16 protein-coding genes are annotated in these 19,480 nt (G+C 37.2%); 5 read left to right on the top strand and 11 right to left on the bottom strand.

Translation table 11 applies throughout. The features are described 5' to 3' along the window. Positions 1–83: 83 nt before the first annotated feature. Complete coding sequence (locus AC5YDM_RS08455) at positions 84–470, bottom strand: winged helix-turn-helix transcriptional regulator (RefSeq protein WP_496151677.1); 387 nt, start codon at positions 468–470, stop codon at positions 84–86. Positions 471–589: 119 nt separating this feature from the next. Between AC5YDM_RS08455 and AC5YDM_RS08450 the strand changes: the two genes are divergently transcribed. Next, positions 590–1,459, top strand: coding sequence for an SDR family oxidoreductase (locus tag AC5YDM_RS08450; RefSeq protein ID WP_496151676.1), 870 nt, complete (start codon positions 590–592; stop codon positions 1,457–1,459). Between the two features lie 63 nt (positions 1,460–1,522). On the opposite strand, the gene AC5YDM_RS08445 is transcribed toward AC5YDM_RS08450, so the two are convergent. The 7 genes from AC5YDM_RS08445 to uvrB form a co-directional block, all read right to left on the bottom strand. Next, on the bottom strand, positions 1,523–2,203 hold the full coding sequence (locus tag AC5YDM_RS08445) for a hypothetical protein (protein WP_496151675.1): 681 nt from the start codon (positions 2,201–2,203) through the stop codon (positions 1,523–1,525). After that, positions 2,203–2,988 (bottom strand): MFS transporter, encoded by a 786-nt coding sequence (locus AC5YDM_RS08440; protein WP_496151674.1) that lies wholly within the window; start codon positions 2,986–2,988, stop codon positions 2,203–2,205. The genes AC5YDM_RS08445 and AC5YDM_RS08440 overlap by 1 nt, the downstream gene beginning before the upstream one ends. A gap of 186 nt (positions 2,989–3,174) precedes the next feature. Beyond that, positions 3,175–4,632: a glyceraldehyde-3-phosphate dehydrogenase gene (locus AC5YDM_RS08435; protein ID WP_496151673.1), complete on the bottom strand. Its 1,458-nt coding sequence runs from the start codon at positions 4,630–4,632 to the stop codon at positions 3,175–3,177. A 278-nt stretch (positions 4,633–4,910) separates the two neighbouring features. Beyond that, positions 4,911–6,626 (bottom strand): hypothetical protein, encoded by a 1,716-nt coding sequence (locus AC5YDM_RS08430; protein ID WP_496151672.1) that lies wholly within the window; start codon positions 6,624–6,626, stop codon positions 4,911–4,913. Between the two features lie 245 nt (positions 6,627–6,871). Next, on the bottom strand, positions 6,872–7,804 hold the full coding sequence (gene rarD, locus AC5YDM_RS08425) for an EamA family transporter RarD (protein ID WP_496151671.1): 933 nt from the start codon (positions 7,802–7,804) through the stop codon (positions 6,872–6,874). Positions 7,805–7,978: 174 nt separating this feature from the next. After that, positions 7,979–8,566 (bottom strand): lipocalin family protein, encoded by a 588-nt coding sequence (locus tag AC5YDM_RS08420; protein ID WP_496151670.1) that lies wholly within the window; start codon positions 8,564–8,566, stop codon positions 7,979–7,981. A 138-nt stretch (positions 8,567–8,704) separates the two neighbouring features. Continuing rightward, positions 8,705–10,726 carry an excinuclease ABC subunit UvrB gene (uvrB, locus tag AC5YDM_RS08415; RefSeq protein ID WP_496151669.1) on the bottom strand — a complete coding sequence of 674 codons (2,022 nt, stop codon included), beginning with the start codon at positions 10,724–10,726 and terminating at the stop codon, positions 8,705–8,707. A 208-nt stretch (positions 10,727–10,934) separates the two neighbouring features. Between uvrB and AC5YDM_RS08410 the strand changes: the two genes are divergently transcribed. From AC5YDM_RS08410 to AC5YDM_RS08400, 3 genes are all read left to right on the top strand, one after another. Next, positions 10,935–11,720, top strand: a complete 786-nt coding sequence (locus AC5YDM_RS08410; RefSeq protein WP_496151668.1) for an A1S_2505 family phage non-structural protein — start codon at positions 10,935–10,937, stop codon at positions 11,718–11,720. A 344-nt stretch (positions 11,721–12,064) separates the two neighbouring features. Continuing rightward, a complete protein-coding gene (locus tag AC5YDM_RS08405) occupies positions 12,065–13,513 on the top strand; it encodes a sensor domain-containing diguanylate cyclase (protein ID WP_496151667.1) in 1,449 nt (482 codons plus the stop codon). Between the two features lie 351 nt (positions 13,514–13,864). After that, a complete protein-coding gene (locus AC5YDM_RS08400; protein WP_496151666.1) occupies positions 13,865–16,756 on the top strand; it encodes a calcium-binding protein in 2,892 nt (963 codons plus the stop codon). Between the two features lie 69 nt (positions 16,757–16,825). Here AC5YDM_RS08400 and AC5YDM_RS08395 read toward each other — a convergent pair whose 3' ends face one another. Next, positions 16,826–17,008, bottom strand: coding sequence for a hypothetical protein (locus AC5YDM_RS08395; RefSeq protein ID WP_496151665.1), 183 nt, complete (start codon positions 17,006–17,008; stop codon positions 16,826–16,828). A gap of 218 nt (positions 17,009–17,226) precedes the next feature. On the opposite strand from AC5YDM_RS08395, the gene AC5YDM_RS08390 reads away from it, so the two are divergent. Beyond that, positions 17,227–18,453 carry a pyridoxal phosphate-dependent aminotransferase gene (locus tag AC5YDM_RS08390; RefSeq protein ID WP_286377330.1) on the top strand — a complete coding sequence of 409 codons (1,227 nt, stop codon included), beginning with the start codon at positions 17,227–17,229 and terminating at the stop codon, positions 18,451–18,453. Between the two features lie 148 nt (positions 18,454–18,601). Here AC5YDM_RS08390 and AC5YDM_RS08385 read toward each other — a convergent pair whose 3' ends face one another. Further along, positions 18,602–19,009, bottom strand: a complete 408-nt coding sequence (locus AC5YDM_RS08385) for a GFA family protein (protein ID WP_496151664.1) — start codon at positions 19,007–19,009, stop codon at positions 18,602–18,604. Positions 19,010–19,110: 101 nt separating this feature from the next. Further along, positions 19,111–19,479, bottom strand: a complete 369-nt coding sequence (locus AC5YDM_RS08380) for a winged helix-turn-helix transcriptional regulator (protein WP_496151663.1) — start codon at positions 19,477–19,479, stop codon at positions 19,111–19,113. Between the last annotated feature and the right edge of the window lies 1 nt (position 19,480).

The raw sequence follows: 19,480 nt of genomic DNA, 5'->3' as shown, positions 1-19,480 counted from the left end.
TTTAAGCTTTTTACATCTCATTTAAACATTCAAAGTTCGTTTAATTTCAACTAATCATTAACTAAATAACTTAGGCTAAAACACTATTTATTTTTCTCACCTATCGCTTCTTTATTTTCTAGAATCTCAGGTAAATTTCGCTCAATCCAGCCGACTAACTCAGTCATTTTTGCTGAAGCTTGAGAGCCCAGAATAGTCAATTGATATTCAACTTTTAGTGGTACAACAGGATAAACCGTCCGAATCAAGAATCCATCACTTTCTAATGTTTTTAGCGTCTGCGCCAACATTTTCTCACTAATGCCTTCTATACGCTGCTTCAACTCACTAAAACGATGGACACCCTCACTTAAACATCTCAACACAAGTACCGACCATTTTGTAGTGAGGTGCTCTAATATTTCCCGAGATGGACATGCATTTGACAGCACCTGCCCGACTAATTCACTTTGACCATACTGACTACCCATGAAACACCTCAAAAAAATTATTTAATACTTACTTTTTGGTACGTACTTACATTTAGTAAGTTAACAGATTATGCTTTATCCATCAAGTCGATTATTTAATCAAAACAAGGGTAAATAAAATGAAAATTGCAATTACAGGTGCAACTGGTCAATTAGGACATTATGTTATTCAAGCACTTTTAACAAAAACTGATGCACAAAACATCGTTGCTTTAGTTCGTGATCTTAACAAAGCTCAACATTTAAAAGCGCAAGGTATTGAATTGCGCCATTTCGATTATGATCAAACTGACACACTCGCACCAGCTTTAGAAGGTATTGATAAATTATTATTGATTTCAGCAAACGAAATTGGTCGTCGTACCCCTCAACATCAAGCTGTGATCCAAGCAGCCCAACAAAGCAAAGTGCCTTATATTGCTTATACCAGCTTATTAAATGCGGATGCATCTGCCCTTGGTCTATCTCAAGAGCATCGTGAAACTGAGTCATTAATCAAAAACAGCGGTTTAACCTATACTTTCTTGAGAAATAACTGGTATACAGAAAATTATCTTGCAGGTCTCAGTCATGCGATCGAATCAGGTACGCTCTATGGTGCAGCCAATGATGGTAAAATCAGCTCAGCATCACGCATAGACTATGCAGAAGCTGCTGCAACAGTACTTGTCAGTGATGTTCATGAAAATAAAATCTATGAATTAGCGGGCTCTACAGCATTTACTTTGCAGGATTTAGCAAATGCGATTTCAGAAGTTTCAGATCAAGCTGTTCAATATGAAAATTTAACATCAGAGCAATATCATCAAGCTTTAGTCCAAGCTGGATTACCAACAGGTCTTGTAGATGTCATTGTTGATGCCGATGTGAAAACACAAACTGGTGCAATGTTTAGCGACAGCAAAGATCTAGAAAAATTAATCAGGCGTAAAACTACAAGTATTCAAGAAGAGATTAAAAATACCTTGAATACTTCCTCTACAGTTTAATGCTTAAAATACAATTTATTAAAGCCAATTTCAAAGCGTTAAGGTTTAAACTTCAACGCTTTTCTATGGATGAATATTTTTAAGTGGCAAATCCATTCTCAACTCTAAATTTGCTTTGGTATTTTGCACTGTGTTGGTCATGGTCGCATTGAAGCTTGAAATCCGCTCCATGGTCATTGGATCATTGACGTTCAACACAGGATTAAATTGATGTTTAACTGCTAATTGTACTTTTTCATCTAAATCCAAATAAACTGGACCATCAAAAAAGATTTGAATTGGTACGGTATATTGTCTTTTCAAATGAAACGGGACTTCTAATTTCACAGGAATATCTAGATTCAAAGGCAATTTCGGCATCAATCTTTGTGGAAAAACCAAGTCTGAGGTTGTACTTAAAGGCATGGTTTGATCAATCAAAATGTTCGTTTGATAATCCACATCCACTGCGACAGGAACTTCAACTACAAATTTTAAATTGGCGAGATATTTTCCTTTTAGGTCAATATCCACTTTGCGATCTAAATCAATTTGCGTATCAAGACGCCCTATACTTTGTGTTTCCAAGAAATTACCCACATCAATTTTTACAGGTAAAGACTCAGGGAGTCTAATTTTGGAATTTTTCGCTGTCACATGCATCGAGGCTTGGATATTCAAATACAACCAAAACAGAATGGCGACCAACCCCGTTATGATCAGAAAGATCACCAGCCAAACTTTGATTGACCGAAAGAAAACCATTATTGGGCAACCTTTTCCGAAGTGCTATTTGATTGCGTAGCTTTAGGCTCACTTAACTCACTATTTTGCTTTTTCTCTACAACATTCACACTTTCCTGCTGTGATTTAAACAGTTTCACTGTATTCAAAGGAATCTTTAAATCCCCTTTTTCAATAATCACAGGCAAAGTATTTTTAACATCCACCGATGCATTCAGTGCTGTTTTAATCGGTACATTTAAATGACCTTTAATTGGAATATTGGTTTTCAATGTTGCATCCAATGGCACAATTAAATTCTCTTTTAAAACCGTTTCCACAGGTGCATTAAACTTAAGGTGAATCATTTGCTCCAAAGGTACATCCATTTGAATAGGAACATTCAGGTTAATTGGGATATTCCCCTTCAACGGTAAACTAATATCTCGACCTAACACTCTGACCTTAACTTTAGTATCCACAAACATATCTTGCTGAATGGTTAGATTTTCCCGCACTGGAATCATGGTTTTAATCGGTACTTGATTATCAAAGTAAACCATTGGATTCAATGTCTGCTTGAGAGGAATGTTTAATGTTTCTTTAATCGGAATAGATGCATTCACGCGACCAGTCACATCGACATCAAGTGCATCATGAATTTTAACCTTGGCTTCTAAAGGTTCTTGCAAATCAATATTGACACTTTGATTCTCTAACGGAATATAGATATTAAAGTGCTTAAATACCCATATCGCAATGAGTACTCCGCACACGGTCGCGACCACGATGAATACCAGTCCACTGAGCACATATTTTAATTGCAATGCATTATCCTTATGTGACTATTATTTTTATTTCATACATTCCACATATTATGCGAAATAATATGCATAATTGTGTAATTTAATGATTTTATTCTTTAAAGTTTATGTCTATTTAAATTATTTTCATGTCATTTAAAGTCAAAAAAAGAGCTTCAATTGAAGCTCTTTTTCTTTATGTATCACATATTATGCATTTTTTTCAGCTGGAACTTTTGGATAGCTTACGCCGCCCATTTGTTCTGCAATACGTAATACTTGGCAGCTATAACCTACTTCGTTATCGTACCAAACATATGCTGTTAAACGGTTACCCGATGCAATTGTCGCTTGAGCATCAAATACACCAGCAGTACGCGAACCGATAAAGTCAGACGATACAACTTCAGTCGAGTTGGTATAACCAATTTGACCTTGAAGGCTTGAACCGATTGAGATTTGACGGATATATTCGTTTACTTCTTCACGATCAACTTCTTTATCCAAAGTTAAGTTAAGGATAGCAAGCGATACGTTCGGTGTAGGAACACGTACAGAGTTACCTGTCAATTTACCTTGAAGTGCAGGAAGTGCTTTAGCTACTGCTTTAGCAGCACCAGTCTCAGTAATTACCATGTTCAAAGTAGCAGCACGACCACGACGGTCAGCTTTATGGTAGTTGTCGATCAAGTTTTGGTCGTTAGTGAACGAGTGAACTGTTTCAACATGACCATTTAATACGGTGTATTTATCATGCAACACTTTAAGTGTTGGTGTGATCGCATTTGTTGTGCAACTTGCAGCAGAAATGATTTGATCTTCATCAAGAATGTCAGCTTGGTTCACACCAAATACAACGTTCTTCATGTCACCTTTACCAGGTGCAGTCAAAATTACACGCGCAGCACCTGGGCATTTAAGGTGTTGAGCAAGGCCTTCTGCATCACGCCATTTACCAGTGTTATCAATCACAAGCGCATTGTTGATACCGTATGCAGTGTAATCCACTTCTGAAGGACTAGATGCATAGATCACTTTAATAAAGTTACCATTAGCAATAATTGCTTCGTTCTCTTCATCTACAGAAATTGTGCCTGCAAATGGACCGTGAATAGAATCACGACGTAAAAGAGAAGCACGTTTTTCTAAATCACCATCAGATGATTTACGAACAACAATTGCTTTTAAGTTCAAACCACGACCCAAACCTGATTGGCTAATGATTAAACGTGCAAGGATACGACCGATACGACCAAAACCGTAAAGAACCACATCTCTGTGCGCTACAGTTTTAGCATTACCTTCCAAAGACTGAACAGCATCAGCAACAAATGCATCGATGTCGCCGCCTTTTTCTTTATATTCAACAGCAAGTTTACCTAGATCAACTTCAGCAGAACCGATGTTTTCAACTTTAGCCAATGCTTCTAAGATTGGGTAAGTATGAACAACAGAAAGTTCAACATCCATAACACGTGTACGGCGGTGAGCCTTAAGGATTTGAATCACTGAACGATTGATTAGCGAGCGACCATATACAGACGCTACGATATTTTTTTCACGGTATAACTGACCCAATAGGGAAATCATACGTTCCGCAAGTTCTTCACGGTTTTTCCAGCGACCTTGGTGCTCTGCATGTAGGGCAACGATTGTGTCTTTGCTCACAGATACTTCCTCTAGTTTATATATCTAGGCATTAAATTCTTAAACCCGACAATTGTAATGGAATTATCTAAGAGTTGAAATCAAAACTACGTTTAAATTTGCAAGAGTTTCATGCTGAAATTTAAAAAATAAAATAAATAATTGTTTTTATGTGTAATTTTTAAATTAAATAAGTTCATTTTACTGAAAAATGACATTTAAAGTCTTCTAAATTTGTAAGACAGATCTAACGATTTCCAAACGACAATCATTCATATTTACTCATCTAGACACAATCTTCAAGCAGTTGGTGAAAATCTCAAATCATAACTAATCGAGTTATTCAGCTCTTCCAAATTAAAATGCTCTAGATTTTCAGGAATTTTCACCAAAAGTGGAAGTCTAGTCACACCATTATCTCCCGATGGGAATGCATAATGACGTTCAAGCTCACTGGTTGCAGTAAAGCTTTCAAACTCAATAAATACTGAATACTTTCGAAAGTTTTTAGGGATACTCAGAATATCTAAATACGCTTGTTTTTTGATTCGAATCGCACTATGAGACACTTGCTGTAGCTCTTTATCTAACTTATCACCTCTCATCATTCGCTTCATGAAAGAACCCTGTACTTCAGTTTGTTCTTTCTTTAAACGCCCAATATAAAGAGTCGTCTCACGATAATCACTAATATGACGTGTCAGATCTTTTTGTAAACTAAGAATTGGTTGCTCTGAACGGTCGTTCATCACTTTCCATTCATAAATATTCATCGGAACAAAAATTTCTTCTTTACGTTTTTCAAGTAATTTTACATACGCCAATAACTGATATTCGAACAGCTGAATGGTATGGTTAAAGAACAACGCAGGCTGTTCTTTGAAGTCCTTATAATGCGCAAGAATATCGGAAAAAATACGGTGAATACTGACAAATAAGTACTGATACTCTTCTAAATGCGAAATGTGATTGCGTAGTGCGTCGTGCAAAGGAATCAAAAGATCATTGGTTAATATTGATTCAAATTTTCGAATATGTTGCTTCGCCACGACATCTGAATTTTTACCACCACCTGTTCCAATGGTTTGCGTCAGCATAGGAATGAGTTTTTTTTCTGCCAGCTCTTCAAATTCTTGTACGATTAAAATGACATCTTTATGAACTTGATGCTGTACCGTGATCATCATTTGAACTTGCTTGGTAAACTCGTCAATATACCCTTTCTCGGTATAACGACTCATATCCAATACAATTCCGTTCAGGAAAATTTGCTCGTTATAATCAAGAAAATCTTCAAACAAGAAACGACGGATCGAATACGGATTATTTTCAAAATTGCTGACAGGCGCAATAATGAAAAGATATTCTGAAGTTTTAACAATATCAAAACGACGAACAGATTGTTCTTTGAGCAACCAAAACTTAAAAAATGGATGATCCATCATCGCTGAAGAACGAGCGAGTAAAGGTTTGAACCAATAACCTAATAATTGCTGCTTAATATAAACTTCAACAATAAAGCTCTTGATCTGATTTGGGGTTAAACCACGGACACCACCTGGAGGATCAATTTCTAAAGTCCGAATTAACTTTGCCACGTCTTGCAGATAGACGCGACGCATCATCATTTTTTCACGTTGTAATTTAAGATCATCCTCTACTGGGATTTGATCAATTTGATGCAAAGCATTTTCTAAATAATCTGCGATTTGGATCGGATCAGTAATATTTTTAAGCCAATTGATGGAGTGACTTAATTTTGTGGCAATCGAACGCATTCGTTCGCTAGAAAAGCTATGTTTTAGAATCGCAAGTGAATTCGTCACCCGATAATCAAAGCTATTGGTGACACGATTCCATTGAATTTCTTTAGGTTTTAAAATTTGACGATCAATTTCTTCACGAACATCGATATCAGCTCCTTCGAAAATATTCGCTAAGAGCTCCTCCCAGTTCGCATCTAAACTCGGTTCCATCTGCAACAACGTTGCTCGAATTTGATATGGTATCATCATAGTATGGTTATATTATTTCTTTTGATTAAAATAGCACAAAAAATAAATAATGTTAACTAGTTATCAATTATTTAATCTCTGGTTATTTATTCATCATTATTAAGTTTTAATTAACTTAAAACCAAATATACTAAATAATAATTTGGTTTTAAATTTTTTAATATTAGAATTAATCGACTCTAAAGAGTTTATTTAATATACAAATCCAATATAGATTAAAATAAATGATTAAAAAACAAAAACTTTCAACTTCCTGTTCTTTCTTTAGATTTTTCCACATTTAATTGCAAATTTTCATTATTGTTTTTGCGCTTAAACATATACACCACACCTTCTAGCACCAATAAGCCCACAGCCAGCCAAATTGGGATATAGGTGAGCCATTCACCACCCTCAACACGCTCTCCCAACATAATCGAGGCAAATGCTAAAAGTACAGGTTCTAAATAACTTAATAATCCAAATATAACAAAGGGCAAATAACGACTAGCGAGCATATAACTCCCTAGACCAAACGCACTGAGAAAACCTAAACCAATCACCGCCCATATTAAATGAGGGAATGTAATAAACAGAGCAAAAGTATCTGAATAAATAAATGCTAAATAAAATGCAACAGGAAGAACTAGAAATAAATCCCACCAGAATCCACCTAAGTGATCTGTTTGAAACTTACGTCTTAGAAAAAAATAGACAGGATAAGCAATTGCAACATAAGCAGTTTCCCAAGCAATTGTCCCTATTCTCCAAATTTCATGACTTACCCCAATGACGGCACAAGTAACTGCTGCAATCTGCCAATTGGATAATTTTTCTTTATATAAAATACAACCAAATAAAACCATCACTAAAGGTAGTAGAAAATATCCTAAAGACACTTCTAATCCACGACCATTAATGGGACCCCATAGAAATAACCATAATTGGGTGGTACATAAAAATGAGCTAAACAGTAACCATATAATCAACATCGGTTGTTTAGCTATACGGCGGAATATGCCGGTTACCAACTTAAAATCACCTGTCCACCATAAAAAAATGGTTAGAAAAGGGATCGTTGCTAACATGCGCCATGCAAAGGTTTGTTCGCTGTCTAAAGGCTTCAAAAATTGAGTGTAGAAATATAGGACACCAAAAGTGACTGACGCTAACACGGATAACGCTATGCCTTTAAACATTGAAGATTCCACTCAAAGTATGTAGGCATTATAGAGATAAACATCCAAGAATGGCGTTCATGATGAAATAAAGACTGTGAAATATAATTATTTATTATGAAGAATTGAGGATTTTTTATTGAGTAAGAATGATCAAATTAAAAAGCCAAGCAAGAGTTTGCTTGGCTCATGGTATTATTTTGCAGTTTGCTTGGTCTTAATCACATCACTTAAGTCATAACCCACTGATTTTGCATAGTCTAGATACTCACCAACAATTTGCTCATCTGGATGTGCATTTCTTGAAAGTACCCACATATACTTACGATCTGGCTCACCAACTAAAACAGTTTGGTAATCATCATCAATTTTAAGCACCCAATAATCACCACGACCTAATGGTAACCAACGGATTGCACTTGGTAAAAAGCTAACTTTCAATTTTGAATTGGCAGGCGCATTTTGAACAAAAGCCTCACCAATAGATTGGTTTAATTTACCATCTTTTGAATAGCACTTATTATCTACATTCACATTGCCATTTTCATTCAACGTGTACGTTGCAGAAACATCACGATCACACTTATTTTGGAAATAAAGTGGTTTTCTTGCCACTTCGTACCACACGCCTAAATAACGATCCAGCTCAACACTTTCAACCGTTTTAAGCGGAGGATTTTTCGCATATGCCATGGTTGCAAGACTCAATCCTACAAGCAAAGCACTACCCACAACAATTTTACCCATTTTATAACTGGTTTTCGGAAGAGTTTTTATAGCCATACTTTGACCTGCGAATGATAAAGTTGAGGAAATATGTTTTCATTTTTAAAATAACACTATTTCCCAAGGCATAAATGTAGTGTTATGTAATGATTTTGAACAATTAATTATTCAAAACCATTCTTTTTAAAAATCATTTTATTGGATCAGTTGTGCTTTTAAACGCACAATTTCATCTCTGAATCGAGCTGCTTGTTCAAACTGCAGCTCTTTAGATGCTTTGAGCATTTCTTTTTCTAACTTCGCCAATTGTTTCGCCAAAAGTTTAGGATCAGATAAAATATGACGTTCATCAGCACTTAATGCACGAGCTTGATCTGATATACCTTGTTCAATTTGATCATCATCCAACACTTCACCTGTATCCAACTCTTTCACCACTTGGCGTACGGCTGATCGAGGGGTAATCCCATGTTCAAGGTTGAACTGAATTTGTTTAGCACGACGACGATCTGTTTCATCTATTGCTTTGCGCATAGAATCGGTAATTCGATCTGCATACAGAATCGCTTTACCTTTTACATTACGAGCAGCACGCCCTATCGTTTGAATCAATGATCGCTCAGAACGCAGAAAGCCCTCTTTATCGGCATCCAATATGGCCACTAAAGAGACCTCTGGCATATCGAGGCCTTCACGAAGCAAGTTAATCCCCACAATTGCATCGTACACACCACTACGCAATTCGTGAATGATTTTAACCCGCTCAACAGTATCAATATCGGAATGTAAATAAGCGACTTTAATACCGTATTCTTTTAAATAAGAGGTTAAATCTTCTGCCATCCGCTTGGTCAATGTCGTCACCAAAACACGCTCATCGAGTTCACGACGCGCATTAATCTCAGACAAAACATCATCGACTTGGGTTAAAACAGGACGGATTTCAATTTCAGGATCAATCAGACCTGTTGGACGAACGACTTGTTCAGCAATTTGTTGAGATTTTTCAAGTTCATACTTAGCAGGTGTTGCACTGACATAAATGGTTGTTGGAATGATTCGTTCCCATTCCTCAAATTGCATAGGACGGTTGTCCAAAGCACTTGGCAAACGGAAACCGTAATTCACCAAATTTTCCTTACGTGAGCGGTCACCTTTATACATCGCACCAATTTGAGGAACCGAGACGTGTGATTCATCAATAATCAGCAAAGCATCTTCAGGAATATAATCAAATAAGGTTGGCGGTGCTTCACCTGACGGTCTACCCGATAAATGTCGTGAATAGTTTTCAATACCATTGGTATATCCCAACTGTTGCATCATTTCCAAATCATAACGGGTACGTTGTTCAATTCTTTGCGCTTCGAGCAATTTATCGTTCGCTCTAAAAAACTCAAGTCGCTCTTTTAATTCTTCACGAATCGTCCCAATTGCACGTTGCAGATTATCCTTAGGCGTAACGTAATGACTTTTAGGATAAATCGTAATCCGAGGTACTTTACGTACCATTTTCCCTGTCAGGGGATCAAACCACCGAATCGAATCTACCTCATCATCAAACAATTCAATTCGAATGGCATTTTGATCAGACTCTGCTGGGAAAATATCTAAAATTTCACCTCGAATACGATATGTACCTCGTAAAAATTCCAATTCATTCCGTGTGTATTGCATTTCCACTAAACGACGAATCAAGTCATCACGACTTACACGATCACCCGTTACGATATGCAATAGCATACTCATATAAGCATTCGGATCACCCAAACCATAAATTGCCGACACAGAAGCAACAATAATGGCATCTTTACGTTCTAATAATGAACGCGTTGCTGAAAGGCGCATTTGATCAATGTGATCATTAATCGCTGAATCTTTTTCAATAAAGGTATCAGACGAGGGTACATAAGCTTCAGGCTGATAATAATCATAATAACTGACGAAGTATTCGACAGCATTATTCGGGAAAAATGCTTTGAACTCTCCGTATAATTGTGCAGCCAAAGTTTTGTTATGTGCCATCACAATGGTAGGACGTTGTAATTGCGAAATGACATTTGCCATGGTGTAAGTTTTACCTGAGCCGGTTACCCCAAGTAATAATTGGTCTCTATAACCTTGTTTTACACCATTCACCAATTTTTCAATGGCTTGAGGTTGATCACCTGCAGGTTTGTAGTTGGTTACCAGTTCAAATGGACGGCTGTCACTCACAGTTTATCTCGCAACGTCGGTAAGATTTATATTAGAATAAAGTGTATCAGAACTCTGCGCCGTTAAATGTTGAAGAGTGTTTATTTCACTCACTCTAATAAAATGAATAGCAATGCATAGATCTTAAATAGATAACACTAAGTTTCACTTGACCATTAGTACAATCAACTGCAACATGAGATTAAGCCCATTTAGCAGTGTGAACTCTATGACTTACCAGTACCATGACGAAAGCATTATCAAATCTTTGGCTGAAAATACCATTTTTGTTTTTGGTAGTAATATGGCGGGTACACATCAAGGTGGCGCTGCGAAAATCGCATTACAGCATTTTGGAGCCATGAAAGGTGCTGGGCGAGGTTGGTCTGGACAAAGCTATGCAATTCCAACCATGAATGAGCATTTACAACAAATGCCATTATCGCAAATTGAACACTACATCGAAGATTTTAAGATTTATACAAAAAACCATCCTAAAAATACTTATTTTATTACGTCTATTGGTTGTGGTGTTGCAGGTTATAAAGTCGAAGAAATTGCACCTATGTTTAAAGGCATTTCAAAAAATGTCATCTTCCCTGCATCATTCCGTCCTTTTGTAGAGAAAACACTCCCAAAACTCACCCAGCAACTTTTACACGCTTTTATCCGTGAAGACATCATCACGAGTGACAATGCAGCGGAACAAATCCAACGCTTAGAATTATCTGAAGCCGAAAAAAGCTTAGCGACAATTGTCGTGAATACTCCCATGTATCCGAATGATAGTAATGGAAGAGATCGAATCTTTGAAATCCAAGATATTCTGCATAATGTCAGTACACATATAGTCGATTTAAAAAAAGAAGATGTAGAAGGCAATCTGACTTTTGGTGGTGTAATTTTGGCTTTATTAGAACTGTATAATATCAATGAGAAAGACTTTATTGATGTATGGACGGGGGTAAAAGAGATCTCTCCTCCTCGACCTGCCCATCGAGCTAAAAAAGTTTGAAACTATTTTAAGTTAATTTCATCTTTGAAATATCAACCTAGTCTTTGAGCTAAATCTTGTTTAGCTCATTTTCATATCAATGCTTATCAAAAGCACATTGTTTGATGTCATTTTACTGTCATAATTTATTGAATTAAGTGATTGTAATTATGCTATTTAATCCTAGATTCAAGACCCATTATATTTTCAATTATAAATTTCAAAAATAGAATAAAATAATACTCATTTTATCTTATAAATGTTAAATATGTCACATTTATAAGATATTTATGTATTTGCTATCACGTTGTTTTTAATGATATATTTTAATCATAACCAAATAAAAAATAGTAGGCATTACAATCATGGAGATCTTAGACTCTTCGATTTTTGATTTATCTCCCATTCCGATGTGGCTTGAAGATTTCAGTGAAGTCAAAAAACAACTGGATCTCTGGAAAGCTGACGGTGTTGAAAATTTAAGAACTTTTCTAGAAGAAGATCAATCTCGTATTGCTTCTTGTGCCCATCTCATCAAAATTTTACGCGTAAATCAAAAGACCTTAGATCTTTTTGAAGCTAAAAATTTGAAACACCTCACCCAAAATTTAAGCGTGATTTTCCAACAAGAAATGTTTCAATCTCACCTGTTTGAATTATTGCAAATTTGGGATGGCAATCAAGAATTTAGCAGTACAGCGACTAATTATTCGATTTCAGGACGTCGTTTAGATATCAAATTACGGGCTGCTGTGCTTCCAGGGTCTGAAGAAACACTAGATCGCGTATTAATTACCACTGAAGACATTACCGATTACTTAAATGCCAGTCGTTTAGAAGAGAAAAATCGCCGACTTGCCGAAGCGCGATTCACTTATTCACCGACTTCACTTTGGGTTGAGGATTTTAGTCGCGTCAAATTACGTATGGATCATCTGCGTCGCATTGGAATTGAAGATTTCCGTACTTTCCTTGATGTACATCAAGATTTTGTCCAACAGTGTATCGAAGACATTATTCTTTTAGATGTAAACCAAGCGACATTAGATCTATTCAAAGCCAATGATAAAGATTCTATGTTCAAAAGCTTAAATAAAGTGTTTAGCAAAGAAATGCATCAAACCTTTAAAGAGCAGTTAATTGAACTTTGGAATGGAAAAATTCACCACAGCCGTGAAGCAGTAAATTATGCGCTTGATGGCACAGTTCGTAATGTCTTACTACAATTTACCGTGTTCCCTGGTTATGAACATGATTGGAGTTTGGTTCAACTTGCGCTTACAGATATTACAGCCCGCAAGAAAGCAGAAAACTACCTCGAATACTTGGGTAAGCATGATGTTTTAACCAAATTGTGTAATCGTTCATTCTTCACCGAAGAGCTTCATCGCTTAGAAAGAGCAATCGTACGACCTGTATCTGCAATTTTTATTGATATGAATGGTTTGAAAGAAACCAATGATACTTATGGACACGATGCAGGTGATGATATTTTGCGTCGCATGGGTAATATTTTAGAACGTACCATCAACAATACTGGTTTCACTGCTTCTCGAATTGGTGGTGATGAGTTTGTGGTTCTCATGCAAGGCGCTAATGCAACCACGGTTCAATCCACATTAATGACCATTCAAGAACTACTTAATATTGATAATCAATATTACTCAGCACACCCGATTAGCCTATCAATGGGTTATGCATCGACGATTGAAGATGAATCGATCGATGACATGCTCAAACGCGCTGATCAAGCGATGTATAAGCAAAAGAATGATTACTATGCTTATCTAAGAGCTGAGAATAATAATGAGTAGTTAAACTGAACTCTAGATTCTCGACTGAAGTAACAATTTCTAAAGACAAGCCCAGTGCTTGTCTTTTTTTTCACAAGATCTCATTAAAATGAGATCAAAAGCTTATTCCACCCTTTCCAAGCTACACAATTAATCAACGATTTCTAAAAATACTTTCGAATACAACACATTCGAAACTCTAAAGTTATTTCATTTAGCAACATTTCAAAAAAGCTTTTCATAAAAAATTCATCAGATTGTTTAACAATTCACCGCCAAAGCTAAACAACAAAGTGTGATGATTATCACACTTTTATAAGGCTAATTAGATATAAAAGTATAAAAATCCTCCCTATATAAGAGATAACGAAAATGTCATTCTTTAAATTTAAATCTTTTGATTACTTGCCCGACTTCAAATTCAGTTCTGTCCTCTCTATTCCTACTCAACTGATTGGTAATGGTCTAGTGACTGTTGCTAATACTGTAAATACTGTGCTCGACGTTGTGTCTCCGCTTGGTCTTGCAGGTAATGCTTTATTAGGCAAACCTTTCCAAGTTGTACATGAGTTGGGTGACAAAATTATTGATGGCTTAACCTCTACTGTCAGTGATGTTGGCTCTGCACTAGGTGCAACCGTTGAAGCAAAAGATACGCATCATAAAAATGAGTGGGTCGATCAAGAACTTAAACTCGATAATATTTTAAAAGCGCCAGGTGAGTTGCTTGGTAATGTGGTCATTGGTGCAACCAATATTGTTAACGATGTATTGGATGCAGCTGCGCCTGTTGCTATTTTAGGGAATAACATCATCCCTGGTTTTGAGCCTGTACATAAAGCGGGCGATACTATTATTGATGCAGTGTCTGATACTTTAAACACCATTGGTCAAGCTGTGGGTGGTACGGTTCAACCCAATGACACACACTATGACAATGAATGGACAGAGGCTCAACCTGGTTTAGTGACTGGCATCATTGATAATGTTGTAGATAAAGTCACTGATGGTGTAAAAGACTCGCCTATTTTCAACTATCTTCCAGATTTTAAAACAAGTTCTGTACTTTCAATTCCTGCTCAATTGATTGGCAATGGTCTAGTAACTGTTGCTAATACTGTAAATACTGTGCTCGACGTTGTGTCTCCACTTGGTCTTGCAGGTAATGCTTTATTAGGCAAACCTTTCCAAGTTGTACATGAGTTGGGTGACAAAATTATTGATGGCTTAACCTCTACTGTCAGTGATGTTGGCTCTGCGCTAGGTGCAACGGTTGAAACAAAAGATACACATCATAAAAATGAATGGGTTGATCAAGAATTAACCCTAGATAATATTTTAAAAGTGCCAAGTGAAGTCATTGGTAACGCCCTGATTGGCACAACCAATGTTGCTAATGATCTATTAGATGCTGTAGCACCATTAGGTTTAGCTGGAAATAAACTCCTTCCTGGTTTTGAGATCGCGCATAAAGTTGGCGATACAATTATCGATAAACTATCAGACATCCTAACGACTGTCGGCACAGGCTTAGGTGGAACTGTACCTGTTGATCCGACTCATTTTGATAATGAATGGCCTGCTGGTTCAGTTAAACCAACTCTACCTATTTTACCTATTGTTCCGAACCCACCAACTGAGCCAAGTCCTTCAACTAAACCAACCTCTATTGATCTACTAGGTCAAAAAAGCTACTTGGTCAGTGATGCAACTTTCCGTCAAGTTCAAGAACTATATGCTAAGTTCTCAGAAGCACCTTCACTTAAAGTAAGCAACTTATGGCGTCCAATTTACACTGCGATCAAAAATGACTTAGCATCAAATGATGCAGTTGATCAAGGGACAAAAAACTGGCTTAAAGTTGCTGAAGCTGTTGCAACAGCAGACCCTACAAGCTTCCTATACCAATATGTACGTTTAGGCACAGAGAAATCTTTAGCAGAAAAAGGCATCACATTTACCAATGAAGATTTCTATCAAGCATCGAATGTTCTCATTAAAACATTGGCTGATAATTTCTTAAATGGCGTGAAGGATGCTGCTGGCAACCAAGTCATTCCAGTTGGATATTTACCAAGCTCTGACGGTAAGTTTGGTTTAGTTCATATGGATGCGACTCAAGCGCTGAATAATCTTGGTGGCACTTTAAGCGATTGGACTGGCATTACCCCTGCAAGCATTTTAGATCACTATCTGGGTGTAGATACGTCTGAGCTGAATGGTGGTGATAGCCGCCCATTTACTTGGTATGTTGAACTTTTAGGTGATGTGGTAAAAGCAAACCTTAAAGCTGGTGCAAGTTTATTTGACGTTGTAGGTCAAATTACCACTGAAGGTTTGAACTTTGTCGGTCAATTCATCAATGGCGAACTTCTACAAAACGGTTTCTCTTCGAAAGATCAGCTCGTAAACACCCTGACTCAAATAGCTTATGCCTATGCAGGTGATTTTGCTGGAACTGTTGCCGTTGCGACCAACATCCTGAACCCAAATACCAACATCGTAAGTACGATCAATCCATTTGGAGCAACACTGAATGGTAAAGCTGGCAATGATATTATCAAAGGTGGTATAGGCAACGACAAGCTTTATGGCGGTAAAGGTGATGATTTATTACTTGGCGGCTGGGGCAATGACATCCTAGACGGTGGTGAAGGAATCAACGTACTTGCTGGTGGTCGTGGAAATGACAGCTACTACGTAAAATCTAACAATGAATTCGTACTTGAGCATGCCAACGAAGGCACTGATACCGTTTTCAGCGCTGCTACCAATTACGTATTAAGTAAAAATATTGAAAACTTAACCCTTCAAGGTAATGACAATATTAATGGTACAGGCAATGCAGCTGATAATATTATCAAAGGAAACCTTGGAAATAACAGTCTGTTTGGTGGTGCAGGTAATGACACATTAGATGCAAACGGTGGCCTAATTAATATCCTGAATGGTGGTGCAGGTAATGACCAACTAATCGGTGGTTTAGGTGATGAGACTTATGCATTTGAACTAGGTTTTGGTGTTGATACGATCTATGAAAAAGGTGGTAGTGACACTATTCTGTTTGGCAAAGGCATTAATGTAGATGACTTATTGGTCAACAGCTCTGGTAAAGATTTAGTCATCAACCTTCAAAATGGTCAAGACAAAATCACAATCAAAGATTGGGCTGTAAATGATAAACATCAAGTTGAAACGATTCAGTTCCATACAGGTGAACGTTACGACCTGACTGACCTTGATCAAAAGCTTAATTTCATGTAATACAAGCAAATTTCCATTAAAAAAATAGGTGCTGCATGCACCTATTTTTTGCTCTTAAACGTCAAAAAATTAACGTTTACCAAAAGAACGACGTGTACCACGCGGTGGCATCCAAGTACGATCTGCATAAGGTTGAGGCTTAGGACGTAAATCCTCCACTTCTTCATCCGCAGGTTTCGCGTCATTCACTTGCTTAATTGGAAATGGTAATTTCACTACAGGCTTTTTTGGGGAAGGGTTTTGCGTACTCATTGGTTTAGCTCAATTCAATCTGAGTGTATTGTACGGAAAAAACAGTTCCTTGGCGAGTCATCCCCCATTTGGCTAATCAAACAACGCTAAAACATTTATTTGATATTTTTCTGCTATTTTTTCGCAATAAGATGAGAATTGATAAGACCTATCAGCAAAATTTAGGCTAAGATAGTGTGCTTTTTTATTTTTTAATCCCTATAAGAAGGAATACTACCGTGGACGTACGTCTCTCTGATCGTGTGAATGCCATCAAACCGTCCCCAACACTTGCTGTAACCAATAAAGCTGCTGAATTAAAAGCTGCTGGCAAAAATGTCATTGGTCTTGGTGCAGGTGAACCGGATTTCGATACTCCGCAACACATCAAAGATGCAGCAATTGCAGCAATTAACAATGGTTTTACCAAATATACAGCTGTAGACGGTACGCCAGGTCTCAAAAAAGCAATCATTGCTAAGTTCAAACGTGATAACAATCTTGACTACGCAGCGAACCAAATCTTGGTTTCTTGTGGTGGTAAACAATCTTTCTTTAACTTAGCACTTGCTTTGTTAAACAAAGGTGATGAAGTTATCATCCCTGCACCATTTTGGGTAAGCTACCCTGACATGGTGATCATCGCTGAAGGCGTTCCTGTTATTGTTAAATGTGGTGAAGAACAACGCTTCAAAATCACCCCAGCTCAATTAGAAGCTGCGATCACAGATAAAACGCGTTTAGTGGTGTTAAATAGCCCATCAAACCCTACAGGTATGATCTACACTAAAGCTGAATTAGAAGCTTTAGCTGACGTTCTTCGTAAATATCCAGAAGTGTATATCGCGTCTGACGATATGTACGAACCAATCCGTTGGGATGATGAGTTCTACAACATCGCGACTGTAGCTCCGGATCTTTATGAGCGCACTATCGTTCTTAACGGTGTGTCTAAAGCGTATGCAATGACGGGCTGGCGTATTGGCTATGCAGCAGGTCCTGCCAAGCTGATTGGTGCAATGAAAAAAATCCAATCTCAATCAACTTCAAACCCAACTTCTATTTCACAAGTTGCTGCTGAAGCTGCGTTGAATGGCCCTCAAGACGTTCTTGAGCCAATGATTGAAGCATTCAAACGTCGTCATGATTTAGTTGTAAACGGCTTGAACGAAATCAACGGTATTTCTTGCCTACCTGCTGATGGTGCATTCTATGCATACGCAAACATCCGTCCATTAATTCGTGCGAAAGGTTTAAAGTCTTGCACAGAATTCTCTGAATGGTTATTGGAAGAAACTGGTGTTGCCGTTGTTCCTGGTGATGCATTCGGTCTTGGCGGTTTCATGCGTATTTCATATGCAACTGCTGACGAAGTTCTTGTTGACGCGCTTGCACGTATCAAGAAAGCTGCTGATTCTATCGAAGGCGTAGATGCTGCAATTGCATCAATCGCTGCTGAAAAATAATCTGATTTTTTTCAAATAAAATAAAACCCGCATTTATTGCGGGTTTTATTTTATAGTTTAAAAAGTATATATCTCTCTTTACAAAATAAACTCTGATCAATCTTTAAGATTAATATTTCAACAGATTAAGGCTACTTTATGAAATGCACTATCTTGAAAATAAAGCAATCACTTCGGTCTCTGTGAGCTTCTGCGTTTCATTTTTAAATGCATAAAAATCAGGTTTATGATCAATATAGACTTCCGTATTAAAATTTAAATCTGGAAGAATATGATCAATGGCAAATACATTGATATTACCGTAGCTTTGATCCTTCATTCGCCAAAACAATGATGTTCCGCAATGATTACAAAAGCCACGTTCCGCCCACTCGGATGATGGATAGAGCGATAGGTTTGAATCTTTCAAAAATTTTAAACTACCCGCTTCAATATCAATCGTCATATTTGCATCACTGGTCTGCTTACGACAAATAGAACAATGACACGCATGTACATCATGATTAATTAATTCAAAACTAAACACCGTTTTCCCACATAAACATTGTCCCTGCATGCTCTTCACCGTTATTGTTGTTTAAATTTCTAATGTGGTTTGTCACTTTAGTATGCTATACAAGCAAATGTAGATGTGTTCATTAGGCTTTTTATTATATTTCAGAGCAGCGAATCTGAGTTTAACTTCGACATGATTTGAGTTGAAACCTTAGCCTCAGTCCAGTTTACGCCCCAGTCAACCATTGCCATCAAAATAGGTTTGAGGTTTTGACCTTTTAGAGTCAATACATACTCAAAACGCTGCTGACGATCGATATAGGCTTTCTTTTCGAAAATTCCATGCTCAACTAAGCGAGCAAGACGTTCAGCCAAAACATGCCGCGTCACACCTAAGTTTTTTTGAAAATGCTCAAAACGCGTCATTCCTAAAAATGCGTTTCTAATAATCAAGAGTGTCCAACGATCACCAAAAATTGCCAGACTTTGAGCGATTGGACAATTTTGCTCAGTGGCTTCGGTCCATTTCATG

This window comes from Acinetobacter sp. CY81, from assembly GCF_059515925.1.
Note: the sequence above shows the minus strand (reverse complement) of the source record. Positions and strands in the feature narration are given on the sequence as shown.

Coding starts and splice junctions, on each gene's coding strand:
- AC5YDM_RS08455 (WP_496151677.1), bottom strand. CDS start 470: ATGGGTAGTCAGTATGGTCAAAGTGAATTAGTCGGGCAGGTGCTGTCA.
- AC5YDM_RS08430 (WP_496151672.1), bottom strand. CDS start 6,626: ATGATGATACCATATCAAATTCGAGCAACGTTGTTGCAGATGGAACCG.
- AC5YDM_RS08410 (WP_496151668.1), top strand. CDS start 10,935: ATGACTTACCAGTACCATGACGAAAGCATTATCAAATCTTTGGCTGAA.
- AC5YDM_RS08380 (WP_496151663.1), bottom strand. CDS start 19,479: ATGAAATGGACCGAAGCCACTGAGCAAAATTGTCCAATCGCTCAAAGT.
- AC5YDM_RS08385 (WP_496151664.1), bottom strand. CDS start 19,009: ATGCAGGGACAATGTTTATGTGGGAAAACGGTGTTTAGTTTTGAATTA.
- AC5YDM_RS08400 (WP_496151666.1), top strand. CDS start 13,865: ATGTCATTCTTTAAATTTAAATCTTTTGATTACTTGCCCGACTTCAAA.
- AC5YDM_RS08395 (WP_496151665.1), bottom strand. CDS start 17,008: ATGAGTACGCAAAACCCTTCCCCAAAAAAGCCTGTAGTGAAATTACCA.
- AC5YDM_RS08450 (WP_496151676.1), top strand. CDS start 590: ATGAAAATTGCAATTACAGGTGCAACTGGTCAATTAGGACATTATGTT.
- AC5YDM_RS08420 (WP_496151670.1), bottom strand. CDS start 8,566: ATGGCTATAAAAACTCTTCCGAAAACCAGTTATAAAATGGGTAAAATT.
- AC5YDM_RS08445 (WP_496151675.1), bottom strand. CDS start 2,203: ATGGTTTTCTTTCGGTCAATCAAAGTTTGGCTGGTGATCTTTCTGATC.
- rarD (WP_496151671.1), bottom strand. CDS start 7,804: ATGTTTAAAGGCATAGCGTTATCCGTGTTAGCGTCAGTCACTTTTGGT.
- AC5YDM_RS08405 (WP_496151667.1), top strand. CDS start 12,065: ATGGAGATCTTAGACTCTTCGATTTTTGATTTATCTCCCATTCCGATG.